This window comes from Aquimarina sediminis (assembly GCF_002895435.1).
In the GTDB taxonomy this organism is placed as follows: domain Bacteria; phylum Bacteroidota; class Bacteroidia; order Flavobacteriales; family Flavobacteriaceae; genus Aquimarina; species Aquimarina sediminis.
On sequence record NZ_POYJ01000017.1, the window covers coordinates 1 to 22,025 of the forward strand.

Genomic DNA, 22,025 nt, shown 5'->3' on the forward strand with positions numbered 1-22,025 from the left:
TAATCGTATCTCTTTGATGTTTCTAGTTCTTATTATTCGTATAAACTATCTCTAGTCTAATACGCGCTGTCAATCAATATGTCTATGAACTTTTTTAACTCCTGAAGCGATCTTCTTCGCCAGTCGTCTTGTCAATTAATAAGGAATCGAACCTTATAAATGTTACCTCTAACACCCTACTCCTGTATAATTATTTATAATGAACCTTACTTGTTTCTCAAAGCGGGTGCAAATATACAACCCTTTTTAATTCTACAAAGCTTTTTTTTTAATTTATTTTAAAGTTTTTTTTAATCTCTTTTAAAACAAATCTTGTCTATGAACTTACCAAAACCGTAAACCGTTTTGCGGCTGCAAACCTACAACCTTTTTTTATTCTGACAAGAACTTTTTTTATAAATATTTTAAAAAAATATCAAACTCTTTTAGCAATAAATATCCTCAATGAACAAAGCAAAACAATAGCCCGTTTTGCGGGTGCAAACATACAACTCTTTACTACATACACAATATCTTTTTTACAGTTTTTTTACATTAATTTAACAACCCCCTGAAAACACACCCTTTACAACTCCCATTTTTTCAAATATCACTAATCCCGAAGGGAAAATTACCCGAAAGATCCATATATACTATCTAAACATATGATAAAAAAGTAGCCAAAACCATATCATACATAAAACTCCTTTACAGATAAAGGTGTATCATAACTAAGCGTGAGGGATAGTAGTGAAAATCCCACAGCCTGAGGAAACGAAGTGCGAGGAATTGTAACGGATAGCCCGACCCATAGGGGCACGCCATAATCAAAACTCTTTAAATAGTACTACTAAACTCTTTCTATACCTACAACTATAGATTTACTAATGGGAGTATGACTCTTATCTGCATAATGGTTATATGGAACTAAAACATTGGTCTCTGGAAAATAAGATGCTAGATTCCCTTGGGGTATATTATAAGGGAGTACTAAAAAATTGCGAGCTATACGTTCTTTACCATCATAGTAACTTGTTAAATTAACAACATCCATCTTTTCTAATGACTGCTTCTCCATATCTGACTTGTTCATCAAAACAATCCTGCGTTCATTATATATACCTCTATAGCGATCGTCTAATCCATAAATAGTAGTATTGAATTGATCATGAGAACGGATTGTCATTAACAAAAACTCATTGTCTTTTATACTATGAAAAGGCAAGCTACATACACTAAATTGTGCTCTATGGTTAGGGAGTTTACTAAAATCTAAATCTCGTACATTATTAGGTAAGTAAAACCCTGATCCTTTGGATCTGTTTTTTAGATTATTAAACCCTTTGAGAACAAGTTCGATTTTCTCTCTAACCTGTTCATAATCTTCACTTAGGTTTTTCCAATCTACAACATGCCCTTCTTTATAATATGCATTTGCAATCCCACCGATGATTTCGGGTTCGCTTTTTAGATCACCAGATGCAGGTTTTAATAGTCCTTTGGACTGGTGTACTTTTCCCATGCTATTTTCTACTGTAAAATATCTGGGTTTCCCATTTTTGATATCTAACTCTGACCGACCTAGTGTAGGTAATATCAATGCTGTTTTTCCTGTAACCAGGTGCGATCTATTTAACTTGGTACTGATTGCAACGGTTAGATCACAATTTTGAAGAGCTTCTGCTGTGTATTCTGTATCTGATGCTGCTGATAAAAAGTTACCTCCTAAGGCTATGAATACTTTTGCTTTTCCTTGATGCATTGCTTCTATAGCATGTACCGTATCCAACCCTTCTTTATCTGGAGGCGTAAAACCAAAGGTATTTTCTATTGCTGTATTTAAATCAGGAGAAACATGGTGCATTATACCAACGGTTCTATCCCCTTGCACATTGCTATGCCCTCTAACGGGACATGTTCCTGCCCCAGGTTTTCCTAAACTACCTTTGAGCAATAACAGATTAACACATTCTTTTATATTATCTACTCCATTTTTATGCTGTGTTAGCCCCATTGCCCAACAAATAATTATTTTATTGTTGCTTGCTAACAGTTCTACTGTTTTATCTATCAGTTCTTCTTCTACTCCTGATAATGTATGCAACTCTTGTTCTGAATATTGCTCTATATCTTTAAGAAGTTCTTCATATCCTTGGGTATAGGTTTCTATAAATGTATGATCGAAAACATTTCCTCTTTCTTTATCGAGTGTTGCCAGTTTTTTGATAATAAGCTTTAATAGGGCTACATCCTGATTTATCTTTACTTGCAGGTGTATATCTGTTAGCGCTACTCCAGAGGCTAGTACTCCTTTAACTTCTTGTGGGTTTTTAAATCTAATTAATCCTGCTTCTTCTAGAGGATTAATACTTATCACTTTGCCTCCATTTTCTTTACATTTTTGCAAAGCGGATAGCATTCTAGGGTGATTTGTACCTGGATTTTGCCCAATAACCAGAATTACTTCTGCTTTATCAAAGTCTTCGAGTTTTACTGATCCTTTTCCTATCCCCAAGGTTTCGCTTAACCCAACTCCACTAGACTCATGACACATATTAGAGCAATCTGGCATATTATTAGTACCGAAAGCTCGTATAAAAAGACCGTATAAAAAAGCGGCTTCGTTACTGGATCTACCAGAAGTATAAAAGACTCCTTGGTCTGGGTTACCTAATTTATGTAATTGATCTGCTATTAATGTATAGGATTCTTCCCATGATATTGGTTCATAATGAATACTTTCTGGTTTTAGGATCATGGGTTCTGTAAGCCTACCGCTTTTACCAATTTGATAATCTGACCAGTGTGATAGCTCTTCTACAGAATGTTTTGCAAAGAAGTCTTTACCTGTTCTAAGATTGGTTGCCTCTTCTGCAATTGCTTTGGCTCCATTTTCGCAATATTCTCCCAATTTTGAAGGCTTATCAGGATCAGGCCATGCACAACCAGGGCAATCAAACCCTTCTTTTTGATTCATCTTAGAGAGTATATGCATGGATTTTACCACTCCCATTTCTTTGAACGCATGCTGAAGCGCTACTTTTACCCCTGTTAGCCCGGCTGCATAGGTTGCGGGTTTTTTAAAAGTAATCCCGGTAAAAGCATCTGGACCTAAGACAGAAACGTTTCTTTTTTTGATAGTGCTCATTATATGTACTCTAAAATGATGTGATAAATTATAAGGATCAAAGATACAAGTATCTACTGAAAATACATTATCCTTATGTAATGGATTAAAATTTTGATAATTTATCAATTAACAGCACTGCTTCTTTTTTATTTTCTGACAAATAGGATAAGTAGTAAAAAATATCAATCGGGGTTTGGGTTGTATAAAAACTGCTCATACTCATTGGTTCTCATTATTGTGCCTCTATATGGTATAATGGCATTAGGGTCTTCTTCATGAAAATACTTTCTTATTCAAAATATTATCCTGGCAAAAAAATACGTTTTAGATTTTTATGATGTAGTATAACAATTTGAGCTTCTATATATTTTAAAAGCTCTGGGCAATCGCGCTCAAAATCTTCTGAAACAATTCTTTTTGATCGATTATCCCATTTAAAAGTTACTATCAATTGGCTAGCACACGATGATTTACTGCTATATGAATCTTTTAAGTCAAAAAAACCGTTGTTAACTACATAACTTATCAAGCTATCTCGGGTACTCTTACTTATTTTTTGTTCTGAAGTATAATTATAGGCGTCATACTTTTTTTCAAATTTTTCTGACGATGGGTAATAGGTTATAACGGTATCTTTAAGTACAAATTTATCATAATGAAACGCTCCTCGTTCTACTTGTATTACTGCACTTGAGAAGTCCATTGATGATTTTGAGGATATCGTATCTGATTTTGAAACTTGTAGTGATTTTATATCTCTTTCGGAACTGGATTCATTACAACTCAAAAAACTTAACCCTATCAGAAGTATGATTATTATAAATTTCATTAGTCTTAGTTTGATTCTATATACTCTTTAAGATTCTTTCTTATAAAATAATCCCACCCGGCAAGACAACTCTCTCTTGTAAACTCAGGGATATCATCAGGAAAACTTTCAACTATTTTTGTTGTTAATTCTAGTTTTATCTTATTCTTTTCTTCTTTTAATTCGAAAGTAACAAAAGAGTTTCCTGGATACTCTTTATATTTCCAGTTATACGTTATCTTTTTTTCGGGAATTGCTTCTGTTATTTGCCATAGATGAGTGAATTTTCTGTCTTCTACCTGTACTGAGAATTCAGTTTTAAACCCTACCTGAGGCACAAATGACTCAAGAGCTTCAAAGTACCATTTCTTCATTTCTTCCGGTTTAGTTATGGCATTCCAAACTTTTTGAACAGAAGAAAGAAATATTTGCTCTACAATAATGGGGTCATCTGTACTTTTCATAATTGATAAAGTATTGAATTCATGCTACATCATTTTGTATTGTTTTACTCTTAATACATTGGTTTATTTTCAAAAAAAAGCTTTTCTATTTTTACACTTACAATATAGCAATTATAGAAAAGCTTTTCTATAGGGGTTACTTATTAGGAACTATTCTGGAAGTAGTTTTATATTTCTATTTTTGCTCCCATAAGTTTTAAGAACTCCCTGATGAAGCTAGGGTGTGCTGGCCAGGCGGGTGATGTTACCAAATTACCATCTACTACTGCACCATCAACAGGGATTGATTGATACTCTCCTCCTGCAAGAGTTACTTCAGGACCAACAGCAGGATAGGCTGTTAATTTTCTTCCATGTACTACACCGGCAGCTGTTAATATCTGTATCCCATGACAAATTGAAGCTACTGGTTTATTAGTTTTAAAGAAATGTTTTACTATTTGAATTACTTTTTCGTTTAATCTCAAATATTCTGGAGCCCTTCCTCCTGCGATCACTAATCCATCATAATCAGTTACATCTACTTGATCAAAACTATAGTTTAGGGTAAAATTATGCCCTGGTTTTTCGGTATAAGTTTGATCTCCTTCAAAATCATGGATAGCTGTTTTTATCGTATCTCCTTTTTTCTTATCTGGGCAAACTGTATGCACCGTATACCCAACCATTTCCAACATTTGAAATGGCACCATGGTTTCATAATCTTCTGTAAAATCTCCGGTTAAAAACAGTATTTTTTTCATCTTTTATTTGAGTTTAAAATTTCAGTGAGTATGTGTTGTGACGTCATAACATTGTACAGCATACTAGTGATAGTTGTTGTTTTTTATTACTACAATACAAAATAATCTTTATTAGTTTTTTAAAACTACTCTAAACCTTGCATTTCCTTCTTCGAGGTGAGTCAGAGCTTCATTTGCATTTTTCATAGGAAATTCTTCTACGGTAGGATATATATCATGTCTTACACAAAAGTCTAACATCGTTTTGGTTAGTGCCGGGCTTCCTAATGGGCTACCTGCTACAGATTTCTCACCACCAATTAGGCTAAATGCAGGTATTGCCATTGGTTCCATAACAGCTCCTACGGTATGAAATTTCCCTTTTGGTGCCAGAGAGGAGAGATAAGAGTTCCAGTCTAAAGTAACGTTGGTGGTATTTAGGATAAAGTTTAGTTTTCCTTTGATACTTTCTAGTTCTTCGGGGGATTTTGAATTGATCACTTTAGTGGCTCCCATATTTAAAATTTGTTCTTTCTTATCCGGATTAGAGCTAAAAGCTATCACCTCGCACCCCCAGTGTTTTAAAAACTTGAGTGCCATATGCCCTAAGCCTCCGATCCCAATAACCCCCACAGTATCTGTTGGTTTTACACCTGCCATAATAATAGGATTAAAAACGGTAATACCTCCACAAAGCAAAGGACCGGCTTTGCTCATATCTATCTCTTCTGGAAGAGGAATTGCCCATGACCAGTGACCACGAACATAATCTGCAAATCCACCGTGTCTCCCTACTATTGTAGCTTCACTATTAGCACAAAGGTGATGTGTTCCCTCCATACATTCCTGACAACTCATACATGACGCAGAGAACCAACCCAACCCCACTTTGTCTCCGATTTTTATATTCTTTACGGCTGCGCCAGTGGCAACAACTTCTCCTACAATCTCATGTCCCGGCACAATAGGATACTCTGTCATTCCCCAGTCATTATTGATCATACTTAAGTCTGAATGACAAATACCGCAATATGATACTTTAATATCAACTTGCTCTGCCCCTAATTCACCTAATTCATAGGAATACGGAGTTAACTTTTCTTTTGGCTCTAACGCCGCATATGCATTTATCTTCATAGCTCTTCTTTATTTTTTTGTAATAGGATCCACCTGTAGAAGATTCATAAAACCCTCACTAATTTTCATACCAATATAGGTTGCCTTTTATGAATACTATAAATATAAAACAGCGACTTTGGTTATACATCAAAGTCGCTGTTATTTTTTACTTAATATTATCTTATTGTATTCTAGAAATATTATCCATTATATATTACAAAAGGAAGATAGTTTTGCTTCTTAATTACTAATCCAGAAGGGGTTTATGTGTACTTATTGCTATTCTGTTCCAAGCGTTGGCAACTGTTATTGCCATGATCACTTGTGCAATATAGGTATCAGAAAAAGTAGTACTTGCTTTTTGATATGTGGCAGCAGACAATCCTTTGTTATGAATCAATGTTATCTCTTCGGTCATTTCTAAGAGTATTTTTTCTTCTTCAGAAAATAAATTAGTTTCTCTCCAACCGTCTAACACTACAATTCTTTGTAGACTTTCGCCATTTTCTAGAGCTACTTTGGTATGCATATCTAAGCAAAACGCACAGCCATTTATTTGTGATGTTCTAATTTTAATAAGCTCCTTGTGCGTGGTACTTAGCTGGCTTTTTTGAAAATACTTTTCTAAAACATACATTCCTTCATAAGCAATGGGTTCAATCTCGTCTATTTGAATTCTTTTTTCCATTTTACTTTGTATTTTAATTTTATATATACAAAAGTATTGGAGCCTATCTTCAAAAAACTTAAGCTGGTTTAAGAAATGTGTTTACTTTTAATTTCGCTTAAATATTCTGGGGTTAATCCCAAATATGTCGCTATCAAATATTGTGGTACTCTCTGAACGAATTCGGGAAAATTATCTCTAAAACGAAAGAAAATCTCTTCTTTAGAGTAATTAAACATATACTTCATTCGTATCAATGTTGATCCATAAGCAATCTGGTAGATGTTTCTGAAGTATTTTTCTACCTCGGGAAACTTCTCAAACAATTCTTGCTGTTTACTATAATCAATACTCAAAACATTAGATTTTTCTACTGCCTGAATGTAAAAATCTGTGATCCCTTGTTGATGAAAAGCCAAATAATCTGTAATCCACCAATTTTCTATACCAAACTGAATAGTTTGTTCTGTTCCTTTATCGTTTATATAATACATATGAAGACAACCGTTAAGCACAAAATAATTGGTTTTGCATTTTTTGCCAGCATGCATAATTACTTCTTTCTTTTTTAAAGATCTGGATTCGAAGTAGGATAGAATTTCTGCAATATTATCTTTATCTACTTTGGCAAATTTACTCAGATGGGTGTAGAATTGTTCCTTCATTTTTAAATATAATAAAAGAAGATAATGTATATAACTTTTGCAGCATATCGTTTCTATCTAACAAATGTTTACTACAATAATCGATTATTACCCCCTTTCTCGGGTTAGTATTTTATCTATTAAAATATACATCACCAATCCTATTGTCATAACAACCATCCCTATCATCCCAATTTTTAATGCTAATGATGAGTTTTCATATAGAGCTTCATTAAACAGCCCTACTATGTACAAAAATAGCTTTATAGGAACAAAAGCTATACTGATCATGATTGCCAAATATTTTGGATTGGTGTGTTGCGTAAGAACAGAATTGATTACGGGTGCGATATGAACCTCTGAGATACTTAAAAACAATATTGATACTAAATACAAAATGCTATACTGTGCCGTAGGGGTTTCGGGAATAGCAAGAAGCACGGCATAAGAAATAGCACCAAATAAAAACCCTATTGCCAATTTGATAAATTGATTTGAATAAAAATATGTCCAAAGAATAATTATTACAAAGCTTACAGGAATAATAAAAATTGTGTTTAGAGAAGACCAAATACTTTTAGGGGTATCAAAAACAGCAAGTTCTCCAAATTTAAATTGTAAATCATGAAATCTGATACCCGATATTTCGTATAGCCCCCAGAACAAACCAACAATAACAAACGCTATTAACACTTTCAGAGCCCTTTGAATTTCTGGAAGCTTCTTTTCTACTACTTGATTATTAGCCTGATCTGCCGAAATTAATGGTAAAACTACTGAAAGTAAAGCAACAACACCAGCAATAATAAATCCTATATTCCACCCTAATTTTTCTCCTAAATAACCAATGGTAACTACGCCGATAAAAGCTCCAACATTTACCGCTAGATAAAATATGGTAAAGCCTGAATCTAAAAGTTTAGTTTTGTTGAGATATAATTTTCCGAAATGGGCAATAATATTAGGTGTGTAAAATCCGCCACCCAAAACAACCAATGCAAGCCCTATATATAATCCTATTATAGAAGGAATACAAAAACAGAAAGCGCCTAGAGCTTGTAACACTCCTCCAATAATAATAGATTTTTTATTTCCTACGAGTAGATCTCCAAGTAGTGCTCCTAGAATCTGAGAAAAAACTATTGATACTGTAAACCAACCATAAATCTGCAAAGCTTCTTGAGTTGTCATATTTATACTTTCTCCAATCATATATAATACAATCAAAGAACGTAATCCATAATATGAAGTTCTTTCTAATAATCTTGAACATGCATAAATAAAGGTATACTTATCGTGGGTTTGATCTAAAATTCTTTTCATTTAGTTTTTCTTATATAAAGTTGTTCCTTCGGTTTGTTTTGATATTACAAGCTCATGCCCAATCTCAATATTATCAGGAAAACTTATATAGTCAAAATGAATATGTCCTTTGTAATTTTTATTAAAATCAATATTTCTCTTCAATACATTTAAATTCTCAACTGACCAAAATATTTTGAATTCTCTATCACCATATTCATATCGAATTTTTCCTTCGGTAAATCTAACTGACAAACAAGAACAAATACTATCGTAGGGTAATGGATTGATACATGAATCCAATTCAACTGAGAAATCGGTATTCAAATCCAGAAGTTTATATAATTTTTGAAAATCACAAAAATCCCCTTCTATTTCAAATTCACAATTATTGTATGTTCGGATAATCATTCTAATCAAATTTAAATTATAATTAGCGTTTATCTATAACTAGTACTGAAGCTGAAAATCACTATTTTTTCGAACTATAACTTAAACAAACATTAAATTTTGATTAAAGTCGCACCCGTATTATCTAATAGGTGTTGTTACAAACAATTACTCATTAAAACCTATAATTCATTCCTAATTGAATTATTGAAGAATGAAGATTTTGTCTTTCCGTAATTCCATAGTTATATCTTAGTTCAATTCCATAACTATTTGTAATTACATACTCTAATTCTAGATCAACTCCTATTTCAAATTTTTCAGAACCATCATTTCTAATAAAACCAATATTAAACGGGTTATTGTCAAATTCAACATTTCTACTTAAACTATGGCTTAATTGAGGACCTCCACCCAAAACAAATTTTTGACTCAATTTATATTTAAGTATAATTGGGAGAAGAATTAGCGATTCTTTTATATCTCCATCAATTGAAGTAAAGAAAAATGCATCATCTAGGGTAAATACCTTTATGTCTGTCCCATTTATGGAAAAACTACTCCCTCTTTGAGAAAATAAAAGCTCTGGTCGAATTGATATTTTTTCACTAACATTAAAAGACACAAATCCTCCAACGTAGAATCCAATTCCTCCATTATAATCAGCAGGAATATCCATGCCATTATTATCAATAAAACTTGAGTAATTTGTACCTCCCTTTATTCCATATTTTAACTTGTCTGTTTGTCCAAAAGTTTTGTAATAATTAAAGTTATACTAATCAGTAATATTATTTTTTTCATTTATAATACTTGTTGTGAATTATTTGTAACATAAAAGTATATGTCTTCAAACGATAAAACGTTACCATCCTACCGTCATTTTTTTTCGACACCTTAATAAGAGAAGTTGTAGTTTTAATTTTTAAAGCAAGTATAACTTATTCGCTTACAAAAAGAAATTCCATACAATCCCAAAGCGTAGTACTGCATCTCGAGTAGCATAGCCTGGCGCAGAAAACTCATTGTTTTGGCTAAAGGCTTCCCCTATATTTTCGTATTTAAAATAGATTCGTGTTTGCCTTACTTTGGCATTAAAGAAGATATCAAACTGTGGATATGCGCTTATCTCCTGAGTATTTTGAACATAAAACTCGGATAAGACAGGGTCGTATGCGTCAGCTTTATACCCAGAAAAGTATTTGAACGTTATTCCTGTTTGTAAAAAAAGAGCATTCTTTTTAAACCAATGATCTTGATAATACAAACTGTTTCGGGTTACAAACTCGGGTACATTATACACTTGTTCTCCTCCTTGTACATTTTGATACATGACGGTATTATCAAGCCCTAGTTTCCAATACTGCAATCCTTGCGTCAGTTTTACTTTTAATACATCTATACTTTCAGAAAACTGCATTGGAGTAATAGCATCGTTTGCATTTTTTGTAAAATAGGTGTACTTATCAATTTTAGAATAATTAGCTTCTATTTCTGCTATTTTACTTGCTTTAATATTTACCTGTATTTTTTGAGTTTCGATATTATCAAAATCGTTTTGCCAGTTGTAATTTATATAATCACTTTGATATAGCAGGAAATTATAGTTTGGAGCCACAGAGCTAGCTCCTATTTTTGCACGAATACCATATTTATCATTAAGCTGATAACCTGCGCCGGCATTAAAATAATATCCATCAAAATCTCCTGATACAATACTCATACCATCACCAAATAACTGAAATCCTTTGTAATTGTTTTGATACTCTGCTCCTACGGTGTATACATCTCCTTTAATTCGATTGGTGATACTAATTTGATCACCGGTACTATTTACCTGATTTAAGATCGAGTTATATCCATAATTATAATTAGAGCTTCCTCCTAGTAGTCTTAATTTCCCTAACCAGATATTTTCAAAATCAAGAAACGCTTGATTGTTAAAATCCTCTAATGCCACATTATCAGAAATATTTGCAGACACATAGGACTCACCCAAAAGCCCGTTAGGTGCAATTGCTGTCTGATCGTATTTATACCTCTTATCGGTAAGATCCATAATATGTCCTATCCCTAATCCTGTGGCTGTACTATCTGTTTTTTTGATAATTGCATATTGGTGATTTAGGTAAAATCGTTTACCTAAAAGAATATTTTCGGCATCCTGAAAATTAACTGACACTGATCCTCTATCAGCAAATTCACTTTCTTCTCCAACAAAATTACCTCTCCCCAGATATTGATCAATTCCTTCGGTAGACAACCCTCCATTCTCTTCATTGAGTAAATCCTGAGTGACAAAATGTGACTTTACCTTATACCGATCATTTTTGGTTACATAACTTGCTGTCGCTCTAAAATTGCCTGTGCTTGTCAAGGCATGTTGATATTTTCCTAATGACCGTACTCCTTTATATGCCATAGATAGGTTAAGCCTTGGTGAGGTATTTACTGTAAAAAAAGCGTCTAATTGTTGCCCTTGCTCGAATGTAGTTTTAAAATATAATTCGGTAAGCGGAGTGGGAACATGATAGTAATTAATATCATTAACTTCCATAAAGTTAAAATGCCTCGCTCTGGCACCAAAAAGTGGTAGTATATGATCTTTTTCTTCCCGTTTTGCCAAACTATTATAGGTTTGTCCTACATTATGAATCGGAAGTAGCTCAAAATCATCTCTACGCAGGTAATTAAACTTATAGTCCTTCTGCATCGTTAATGTAGTATCTACATAGGTTGTATCATTTTTTATGGTAATGATTTTATAATCTGTTACTGGCGGTTTCTCCTTTTTCTCTTTAGGTTGCCTTAAGGATTTCTTACCATCTAGAGATCGATTCCCTCTTGAAGGAGAGCCATCATCTTCTCGCTCCTGATTTATACCTTGCGCACAGGTTATTGATACCGTTAATAGTGCTATTATAAATATTATGTTTTTTCTCATTAGATTGCTGAACTCAGGCAAAAGTATACTTTTTTAACGAAAGTAAATACTACTCATTGCTTGTTTAGATTAACTTTTTTATAGAACCCAGATAGGATATGTTCTTTAATTTCAAAAAATAGTTTTTAGGTATTCTCTTCATACTGTATCTTCGTATTATGCTTGCGTTACAATTAAATCCAAATATTCTAGAATGTGGCACTGATGAAGCAGGGCGAGGATGCCTCGCCGGACCTGTTACGGCTGCTGCCATACTATTGCCTGATGATTTCAATAACACTGTCCTTAATGACTCTAAACAACTTAGTGAAACCAAGAGAAATCTTTTGAGACCCTTACTAGAAGACTCCTGTTTGGCCTATGGTGTTACACATGTTTTTATGGACGAAATTGACAAAGTCAATATTTTGAATGCCTCAATACTGGCCATGCAAAGATCAATCGCGCAGCTAAAACCACAACCTAAGCATATCATTGTAGACGGAAACAGGTTTAAACCATATAATGATATCCCCTTTACTTGCGTTATTAAAGGTGATGGAAAATATCTAAATATAGCCGCAGCTTCTGTATTGGCAAAAACGTATCGTGATGAGTATATGGAAAAAATACATGAGGAATTCCCTATGTATAACTGGAAAAAAAATAAAGGATACCCTACAACTGAGCATCGAGATGCTATACGTAAGTATGGTGTAACCAAATATCACAGAAAAAGCTTCAGGTTATTACCCGAACAGCTCACACTTGATCTTAAATAATTATATCTTTGGGGCTTAGAAGAGAAAAACTCCAATTATATTTCTATCATTAAACAAGAATATCTATTTTGCAAATCAAGAAATTGAATTTTTTTATTTTGACAACAACATTCAGGAATACAAAACACATCGGCATAATGAAAAAAATAGTTGCGATTCTTTTAGTTTTTATAGCTATTTCTTGTGACGATATCTCCAAAAAATCAAATTCTTTAATAGATTATATTCCCAGAGATGCTCAGGTTATTGTAAAAATAAATGATTTGGAAGGAGCCTCTAGTAAACTACGAGATAATAACCTTATCAAAAACAATGACCAAATTGCATTTTTTAAGTACTTTAAAGAATTATCTATTCTGAATGAATCTAATCAATCTGAAAGCCTATTATGTTTTTCTCCTCTTGGGAAAAATGATTTTGAATATACCTATATCTCAAAATTTGATCCTTCAGTAATACGAACTGATTCAATCAACACAAAAAAAATAGAGACTATTGCCTATTCTGACCAAACTATATATAAAATCACCTCAAAAGGGCAACCTTTTTTTGCTACCAAACAGGATAGCATTCTGATTGCTTCTTCTTCTCAATTGCTTATCGAAAATGCAATAAGGATGCAGAAAGCTCCAACTCCTATTGACAAGGATCTAAAAAAAGTATATGAAGTATCTGGAAAAGAAAACACAATATCCTTATTATTTAACGGTAAGAAACTACAAAATATCCATAATTCTCTCCTACCTAATACTGATCTAGAAAGTTTACAAAATTTTAGTGGCTGGGCATCAATAGATGCTACTATAGATCAAAATGCCCTGTATCTAGATGGTATTGCTATCGAAAAAGACTCATTATCCAGTACCATCGGTATTTTTGACAATACCCTAGCTCAGGAAAACCTAATGTCTAGAGTTACACCAATCACCGCTCAAGGATTTATCTCATATACCTATGATGATTATGATGAATTGAAAAAGAATTTATCTATCGCTCAGGATAGAGAGTTAAAAGATATCCCTGAAGACCTTGATGATATTCTCTCAGGTACTTCTGAAATAGGAGTGCTATTTTTTGAAAAGGGAAATGCTTTGGTTTTAAATTCTTTGGATGCAGAAACCGCTCATAAGAATTTGGCAGGAACAAAAGTAGAAACCTACAGGAATACTGCCATATATTCTTATAAAAACTCCACCTCTTTTGCACAGACGTTAACACCACTGGTAAAAGATTTTGAAGCTAAATTCTATTTTATTAAAGATGAGTTCATCATCTTTGGATCATCTGTCAATACCCTTAGGGACATTATTGCTAATATTCTTAATAAAACCTTACTTTATGATCAAGAGTATTATAAAAATATCGTAAAAGATTTATCCGATCAATCTTCGATATTAATGGTGGGGACTATTAAAAATATAAAAGAATACATTTCTGACAATACTAAAAAAGATTATGCCGCACAATGGAGTACATTAAAAGATAAAGGCTATCAAATTGGGGTATTGCAGATCATTAAAGAAAATGATTTTGCCCATATTCATGCTATTTTACAAAAAAGTAAAGACAAAGGAGCTGCAACATCAGTAGCTCAAGTTGCTTCGACTACCATTGAAAACAAAGTATTAAACAAACCCACTCTTGTTAAAAACCACAGAACCAAAGGTATGGACGTGGTAGTACAGGATATCGAAAACGAGTTATACCTTATTTCTGATAAAGGGGCTATTTTCTGGAAAAAACAAATAGATGGAGAAATTCTGGGTGATATTAAACAAATTGATATCTATAAAAATGGGAGATATCAATTAGTATTTAATACTGCTAATAAGCTTTATGTAGTTGATCGCGATGGTAAGGATGTAAAACCTTATCCTAAAACCTTTGAAAAATCCATTACGCAACCATTGTCTTTGTTTGATTATGATAAAAGTAAACGCTACCGTATCGTCATCACGCAAGGAAATGAAGTAAAAATGTTTAATGCCGAAGGAAAAATTGTTACTGGGTTTCGTTTTAAAGAAACAGAAACAGAACTTATTTCTCCTCCAAAGCATATTAGGATAGGAACAAAGGATTATATTTTACTTTCGGAAAAAAATGGTAAACTAACTGTTTTAGATCGTCTAGGTAGAGTAAGAATAGACGTAAAAGAAAAAGTCGATTTTTCTAAAAGCGAATGGTATCAATATCAAAACAAACTTACATCAACCACCAAAAGTGGATATTTGATTCAAATACAAAATGATGGTAATGCTATAGAACAGAACCTAAGTTTACATGAAGACAATCAAATGACAGCCACAAACAAAACTCTGGTTACTTTATCTGAAAACAAACTGACTATAAAGGGCAAGACTATAGAGCTAGATTTTGGAATTTATACTGAACCTAAACTTTACTTTATCAATAACAAGATTTATATCACTACTACAGATATACAGGCAAAAAAAGTATATTTATATGATAGTAATGCAGAATTGTTCCCTAATTTTCCTGTATATGGTAATTCTGTATTAAGCCTTGGTAATATGGATAAAGATCCAAACTTGGAGTTTGTAGTGCAAGGAGAAGAAAATAGTATCTTAATTTATCAAATTAATTAAGCTTTTAAAAGTTAAAAAATAATTCAGGTAAAAACCAAAGTATTCGCTTTGGTTTTTTGTTTCGCACTAAATTGAAGTTTTTGATAAGCATAACTTCAAGCGACTTTCCCATCCTACACAAGATAACGCCTCCTTTTATTTAACATTTTTTTATGATTTAATATAGATTTATATCATTTTGTGTTAAAGATCCATATATAGGTAATAAACTGTATAATAATGAGTTAAATTTACACACACAAAACAAACTCAACTATGAAAACAAGTATTTTTTCGAAAATACTAGTACTCACACTTTTATTTGTGAGTATTAGTGTTAACGCGCAGCTGTGGAATCCTATCTCTCAAGCCAAAGCACAAAACAAACCAAAAGAATTTAGAAAAACGACACCAACTCAGTATCAATTATTTAACCTAAATACTACAGAGTTAACTTCAATTCTAAAAAAGACTCCTTCAAGAGCACTACAAAAAACCTCTGGTGTTGTTATGGAGTTACCTACTCAAAAAGGGGTCTTAAAAAGATTTAGAGTCCTAGAGGCCTCTGTATTAGACAAAGATCTTGCAAAAAGATTTCCCAACATTAAATCTTTTGTAGGATATGGTATAGATGACCCTACATCTATTGCTAGGTTTAGCGTATCAAAAGTCGGGTTACACGCAATGATTACTTCGGGTAATCATAAAACTATCTATATTGATCCTTATACTAAGGACAAACAAGATTACATATGCTACTCTAAAACAAATTTACCTGCAAATCCAGATAGTTTTGAGTGTCTCGTAGAAGATAATTTCAAATCGAACTTCTCTAATCAACAGTTCGATAATACTACAAAAAATGCTAATGATGGCAAACTAAGAACTTTTAGACTCGCTATTGCCTGTACAGGAGAATATTCTCAATTTCATTTAAACAATCAGGGAATACCTTCTGGAGCCTCTGACCAGATAAAAAAAGAAGCTGTGCTTTCTGCTGTAAACACAACCATGACTAGAGTAAATGGTATTTTTGAAAAAGATCTTGCTCTTACAATGGTATTGGTAAATAATAATACCGATATTATCTTTTTAAATGCAAATACGGATAACCTCAGTAACAATAATGCTGGTGCCCTGATAAACGAGAGTCAAACCGTTTGTGATAATGTTATTGGTTCTGCTAATTATGACATAGGTCACGCATTTAGTACAGGAGGTGGTGGATTAGCACAACTTAGATCTCCTTGTACTAGTTCTAAAGCCAGAGGAATTACTGGAAGCGGCAACCCAATAGGAGATCCATACGATGTAGATTATGTTGCTCATGAAATGGGACATCAATATGGAGGAAACCACACTCAAAACAACAGCTGTCAGAGATCCAGTGCCTCTGTAGAACCAGGAAGTGCTTCTACAATTATGGGATATGCAGGCATCTGTTCTCCAAATGTTCAAAATAATAGTGATGCTTACTTTCATGCTATAAGTATTCAGGAAATGTGGCAAAATATTTCTCAGGGAAATAGTAGGTGTGGCGCCCAAAGCAACACTAACAATGCTGCTCCAACTGCCAATGCTGGTCAAGATTATACCATTCCTGCCTCTACTCCATTTGTCTTAAAAGGTAATGGGACAGATGCCAACTCTGGAAATGCACTGACATATTGCTGGGAACAAATGGATGCACAACATGCAACCATGCCTCCTTCTGCAAATTCTACAAATGGACCTGCTTTTAGATCATTGACTCCTACATCATCTCCAGATCGATATATGCCTGCTTTATCAACTGTTATAGCTGGGCAAACTTCTTCCACCTGGGAAGTTGTTCCTGCGGTAAGTAGAACAATGAATTTTAGACTTACAGTAAGGGATAATGCATCTGGGGGTGGTAGCACCGCCAGTGACAACTCCAGAATTACGGTTGCTGGAGCAGCGGGACCCTTTATTGTAAACGCTCCAAATACAAATGTAAGCTGGGCTTCTGGATCTACCCAGACAGTAACCTGGAACGTAGCTGGAACAACAGCTAATGGTATAAATGCCGCCAATGTAGATATTTTACTCTCTACAGATGGAGGGAACACTTATCCTATTACAATTGCCACTGCCGTACCTAATGATGGTTCTCATAGCATTATAGTACCAAATGTAACAGGAACACAAAACAGGATTATGGTAAGAGGATCTGGACATATTTTTTATGATATTTCTAATACTAACTTTAGCATTACCGGTGGTAATGGAGACACTCAAGCTCCAACAGCACCATCAGGTTTAACAGCCTCTAATATTACGCAAAGTACTATTAATCTTAACTGGAACGCTTCAACAGATAATGTAGGTGTTACAGGATATGATGTATATCAAGGTAGTACAGTGATTACAACTGTTACCACTACTTCTTATCAAGTTACAGGGTTAACAGCCAACACTACTTATAGCTTTAGCATAAAAGCAAAAGACGCCGCCGGCAATCAATCTAGTGCAAGTAATATTATGAATGCCACCACATTACCACAAACAGATACACAGGCACCAACACCTCCTAGTGGTTTGACAGCTTCAAATATTACACAAACTACCACAGATCTAACATGGAATGCTTCTACTGATAATGTAGGTGTTTCTGGTTATGATGTATATCAAGGTAGTACAGTAGTTGCAACAGTAAATACTACTTCACATCAGGTTACTGGGTTATCAACTAATACGGCATATAGTTTTAGTGTAAAAGCCAAAGATGCTGCAGGTAATCAATCTAGTGCAAGTAATATTGTAAATATCACAACCCTACCATCGGGGGGGAATAGCTGTACTGGAGGTATATCTGTTTTCCCTTATACAGAAGGGTTCGAAAATACATTAGGAGCATGGACACAAGCTACTGGTGATGACTTTAACTGGTCAGTTGATGCTAATGGTACTCCTTCTAGAAACACAGGACCTTCTAGTGCTTCAGAAGGATCTTATTATGCCTATATGGAATCATCATCACCCAACTACCCTTCTAAAAGATCAATATTAAATTCTCCCTGTTTTGACTTAAGTGCACTCACAGCAGCAAAATTTGAGTTTAAATATCACATGTATGGTGCTACAAGCATGGGTAGCTTAGTACTAGAAGCTAGTAGTGATAATGGTGCTACTTGGAGTACGGTTTGGTCAAAATCAGGAAATCAAGGAAATGCATGGCAGTCTGCAAATATTGATTTAGCCAACTATGTTGGGTCTGCCGTACAATTACGTTTTAATGGTGTTACTGGTTCTACATGGCAAGGTGATATGGCAATCGATGACCTTCGATTATCTAAAGATGGAGGACAGACTACTTGCAAAGATGTAGTGCTAACTCTTACTTTTGACAATTATCCACAGGAGACTAGCTGGCAAATTACAAACAGTGCTAATCAGACAGTAGCATCTGGGGGTACTTATCCTTCTCAGCCAGATGGATCAACCTTAACCATTACAAAATGTTTGGATCCAGGAACATATACATTTACTATTAATGACTCCTATGGAGATGGTATTTGTTGTGCATACGGTAATGGTTCATACACGCTTATATCTGGTGGAACAACAATAGCTTCAGGAGGATCTTTTGGATCTTCAGAATCTACAACATTTACTATCGGAAATACTTTCAGCAGATCACAAATAGCTATAGAAAGTGTAACCACTACCGATCCTTTCCAGGTTTCTATATTTCCAAATCCTGTTGGAAAAAGTAATATATTAAATGTGCTAATCTCTAAGGAAAATACATCATATGAAATTGTTGATATACTTGGAAAAACAGTAATGAAAGGTGAATTAATTCAAAAAACAATTAATACCGATATATTACCAGCTGGACTATATATTTTAAAACTTAATCCAGGTGGAGAAGGCAAATACAAATCTATTCAATTCATACAGGAATAGGTTTTTTCAGATTTAATTAAAAACGGTGCATTATAATGCACCGTTTTTTTTATATCATATGAATCGTATTGCTAGTTTTTGATTGTGGACTTTACATATTCGGCTTCAAACAACACCGAAAAATGCCTTAGTAATTTTTCCTTTACCTCTTCTTCATTTATCTTTTCTAATCCTAATTCTACATTAAGTGAGGTTACTGCTTTACCTTTTATTCCACAAGGAATAATATGATCAAAATATCCTAAATCGGCATTTACATTTAGAGCAAAACCATGCATAGTTACCCAACGACTAGCACGAACTCCCATAGCACATATCTTACGGGCAAATGGAGTGCCTACATCAAGCCATACTCCTGTTTCGCCATCACTCCTTGTTGCATTAATGTCATATTCTGCCAATGTGCGAATAACCATTTCTTCAAGAAATCGAAGGTATTTATGAATATCTGTAAAGAAATTATCTAAATCCAAAATTGGATACCCAACGATCTGCCCTGGTCCATGATATGTGATATCACCACCTCTATTAATTTTGTAAAATGTAGCTTCTTTTTCCTTAAGCTGCTCTTCTGACAATAAAAGATTACTGAGATCACCACTTTTACCTAAAGTATAAACATGTGGATGTTCTACAAAAATAAGATGGTTAGGTGTACTTAAGCCTGCATCTTCTCTTCGGTTTTTGATTTTTATATCTAAAATCTTTTTAAAAAGATCTTCTTGATACTCCCAGGTTTCTTTATAATCTTTCTGCCCAAGATCCTGAATTTGTACTTTCTTATTCATAGGGCTTCAAAGATACAACATTAAAAATGCCTGATGAATTACTTTTTCTTATTCTATCTCAATATTCAAACGTTTTAACCTTTCACAAAATATTCCATAAGATTACATTGTTTAATATTAGTTTTTATAAGCAAAGCCCCTTAACAGAGACCAAATTCATTAATCAGATTTTATTACATCCTGTATAATCCAATTCAACTCTTGATCTTTTTCTTTTTTTGCTTCTATATACACATCTGGTTTAATTCCAAAACCATCTGGTTCTAGAGTATATGGTGCATTTATTTTCATTAACCCAACACGCATTTTTATTTTAGAATTAGGGAGTTCTACTATTGTAAACAATCCTGCAATAGTACCATTATACGCTCCTCCTGTTTCTTCTCCCACAAAAGTTGCTCGTTTTGTTGCTTTTAAATGTGTTGACAAAATACTACTGGCAGAAAAACTCTCTCCGTTTATTAAAACATAAATCTTACCTGAATAAGGTTTAGGTTTAGGTTTTCTCAGTTTACTATATTTAAATTTGAAATACGGATCTCCTTTTTCTTTTTTAACCTTGAACATCTGATAAACAGACAACACAGGAGATAACAATACTGCTCCTGTTTTTCCTATCCATGACTTAGTATGAAAAAAAGGATATAAAAAACTCATCCTCCTGGTCATTTTTGCATTTTCTATAAAAACGTATTCTCGATCTGTCAAGTATGAATATAGTTCATCTATTTCTGACAATCTGCCTCCCAGATTACCTCTTAGATCAATAACTAAATTTGTACATCTTGCCGAATCAATTTTTGAAAAGCTTTCTTCATAAAAATCCTCATAATTACCTTTGGTAAAACTTCGTATTTTCATGTAAGCGATATCCGAAAGGTTATCGGATTCTATAAACTTAAAATTTCTGTTATATTCTTTTTTGTATTTATTAAACCCATATTTTCGATTTCGTTTACGAATCTCTTTATTCTCTTGTTTAGCTATCTTTTTGTATAATCTACTTGGTTTTTTTTCAGGTATACTTACAGTATCTTTTGCTAGTTTAGTTTTTACTTTACTATACTTTGCGTATAAATAGCGAGAGTAAACGCTATCTCCTGTTTTTAGGGTTACGAATACGCTATCCTTTTGCTGGTGTGTTTTCATATAGAAAGAGCCAAAACTTTTTGCAGCGTATCTAGGGATAAATGTTGTATTATATCCATCACCTGTATGTAGTTTTTGAAAAGAACTTAACAAAACACTTGTTGCCTTATTATCTACACTTAGTATTTCTGTTCCTGCAACCAGTGTACTATCTTTTCCATAATTCTTCTTTATATACAATTTATTACCAACCTTATGAAAAGCTAAAGGTTTAAAAGGAGAACTTCTTTTTCCATTTTCTTTTTTGTCTTTCTTGGTTTGTTTTTTATAGGGAGAGTAAATTGCAGTGTGTCCTTGCCGAATACTAGCTATTACGGGAGCTAATTGTTTATAGAATTCTATACCAGAGATAGGATCTTGAATTGTAGCCTTTAATGTATTTATTTTTTCATCTAACGAATCTTTATTGATATACCAGTACAAATCTGGATGAAGTCTTTGTAATTTGCGATAAGCATAATCGATATCTTCATGAATTGCCTCAGGATTATGTAATTTGCCTATTTGTTCGTTATACTTCTTTACAGAAGAACAACCCGCTAACAAAACAACCAATACGCACCCGACTAATTTTTGAATCATAAAAAAAGGTTTTGATTTCTTACCGCCAAATTTGTGCCACAATAGCCTTACCTATCCTTTT

Annotated in this window: 15 protein-coding genes and 1 pseudogene; 3 read left to right on the forward strand and 13 right to left on the reverse strand. The window is 33.5% G+C overall.

All coding sequences use genetic code 11. The annotated features are described in order from the left end of the window. Window positions 1-829 precede the first annotated feature (829 nt). The 11 genes and pseudogenes from C1X07_RS23465 to C1X07_RS23515 all read right to left on the reverse strand — a co-directional run bounded on the left by C1X07_RS23465 (window position 830) and on the right by C1X07_RS23515 (window position 12,169). On the reverse strand, window positions 830-3,127 hold the full coding sequence (locus C1X07_RS23465; protein WP_103072593.1) for an FdhF/YdeP family oxidoreductase: 2,298 nt from the start codon (window positions 3,125-3,127) through the stop codon (window positions 830-832). 283 nt (window positions 3,128-3,410) lie between these two features. Beyond that, window positions 3,411-3,938, reverse strand: coding sequence for a hypothetical protein (locus tag C1X07_RS23470; protein ID WP_128755385.1), 528 nt, complete (start codon window positions 3,936-3,938; stop codon window positions 3,411-3,413). A gap of 5 nt (window positions 3,939-3,943) precedes the next feature. Further along, on the reverse strand, window positions 3,944-4,381 hold the full coding sequence (locus C1X07_RS23475) for an SRPBCC family protein (RefSeq protein ID WP_103072497.1): 438 nt from the start codon (window positions 4,379-4,381) through the stop codon (window positions 3,944-3,946). A 167-nt stretch (window positions 4,382-4,548) separates the two neighbouring features. Next, the gene (locus C1X07_RS23480) at window positions 4,549-5,124 is read right to left on the reverse strand and encodes a DJ-1/PfpI family protein (protein WP_103072498.1); all 576 of its coding nucleotides are present in this window, start codon (window positions 5,122-5,124) and stop codon (window positions 4,549-4,551) included. 111 nt (window positions 5,125-5,235) lie between these two features. Beyond that, window positions 5,236-6,240, reverse strand: a complete 1,005-nt coding sequence (gene ahr, locus C1X07_RS23485; RefSeq protein ID WP_103072499.1) for an NADPH-dependent aldehyde reductase Ahr — start codon at window positions 6,238-6,240, stop codon at window positions 5,236-5,238. A 229-nt stretch (window positions 6,241-6,469) separates the two neighbouring features. After that, entirely contained in the window at window positions 6,470-6,910 is a 441-nt protein-coding gene (locus C1X07_RS23490; RefSeq protein WP_103072500.1) for a carboxymuconolactone decarboxylase family protein, read from the reverse strand. 68 nt (window positions 6,911-6,978) lie between these two features. Next, window positions 6,979-7,554 carry a Crp/Fnr family transcriptional regulator gene (locus tag C1X07_RS23495; RefSeq protein WP_103072501.1) on the reverse strand — a complete coding sequence of 192 codons (576 nt, stop codon included), beginning with the start codon at window positions 7,552-7,554 and terminating at the stop codon, window positions 6,979-6,981. Between the two features lie 87 nt (window positions 7,555-7,641). Continuing rightward, the gene (locus tag C1X07_RS23500) at window positions 7,642-8,856 is read right to left on the reverse strand and encodes an MFS transporter (protein WP_103072502.1); all 1,215 of its coding nucleotides are present in this window, start codon (window positions 8,854-8,856) and stop codon (window positions 7,642-7,644) included. Beyond that, window positions 8,857-9,246 carry a hypothetical protein gene (locus C1X07_RS23505; RefSeq protein WP_103072503.1) on the reverse strand — a complete coding sequence of 130 codons (390 nt, stop codon included), beginning with the start codon at window positions 9,244-9,246 and terminating at the stop codon, window positions 8,857-8,859. 154 nt (window positions 9,247-9,400) lie between these two features. After that, window positions 9,401-9,964, reverse strand: a pseudogene (locus tag C1X07_RS23510) (porin family protein); the annotation flags it as partial. Between the two features lie 210 nt (window positions 9,965-10,174). Continuing rightward, window positions 10,175-12,169, reverse strand: coding sequence for a putative porin (locus C1X07_RS23515; RefSeq protein ID WP_103072505.1), 1,995 nt, complete (start codon window positions 12,167-12,169; stop codon window positions 10,175-10,177). Between the two features lie 158 nt (window positions 12,170-12,327). On the opposite strand from C1X07_RS23515, the gene C1X07_RS23520 reads away from it, so the two are divergent. The 3 genes from C1X07_RS23520 (at window position 12,328) to C1X07_RS23530 (ending at window position 19,445) form a co-directional block, all read left to right on the forward strand. Next, window positions 12,328-12,930, forward strand: a complete 603-nt coding sequence (locus C1X07_RS23520; RefSeq protein WP_103072506.1) for a ribonuclease HII — start codon at window positions 12,328-12,330, stop codon at window positions 12,928-12,930. A gap of 137 nt (window positions 12,931-13,067) precedes the next feature. Next, window positions 13,068-15,536 carry a hypothetical protein gene (locus C1X07_RS23525; RefSeq protein WP_103072507.1) on the forward strand — a complete coding sequence of 823 codons (2,469 nt, stop codon included), beginning with the start codon at window positions 13,068-13,070 and terminating at the stop codon, window positions 15,534-15,536. Window positions 15,537-15,791: 255 nt separating this feature from the next. Then, on the forward strand, window positions 15,792-19,445 hold the full coding sequence (locus C1X07_RS23530) for a reprolysin-like metallopeptidase (protein ID WP_103072508.1): 3,654 nt from the start codon (window positions 15,792-15,794) through the stop codon (window positions 19,443-19,445). 71 nt (window positions 19,446-19,516) lie between these two features. On the opposite strand, the gene lipB is transcribed toward C1X07_RS23530, so the two are convergent. Continuing rightward, entirely contained in the window at window positions 19,517-20,233 is a 717-nt protein-coding gene (lipB, locus tag C1X07_RS23535) for a lipoyl(octanoyl) transferase LipB (protein WP_103072509.1), read from the reverse strand. Between the two features lie 159 nt (window positions 20,234-20,392). Continuing rightward, entirely contained in the window at window positions 20,393-21,964 is a 1,572-nt protein-coding gene (locus C1X07_RS23540; protein WP_103072510.1) for a S41 family peptidase, read from the reverse strand. Window positions 21,965-22,025: the final 61 nt, after the last annotated feature.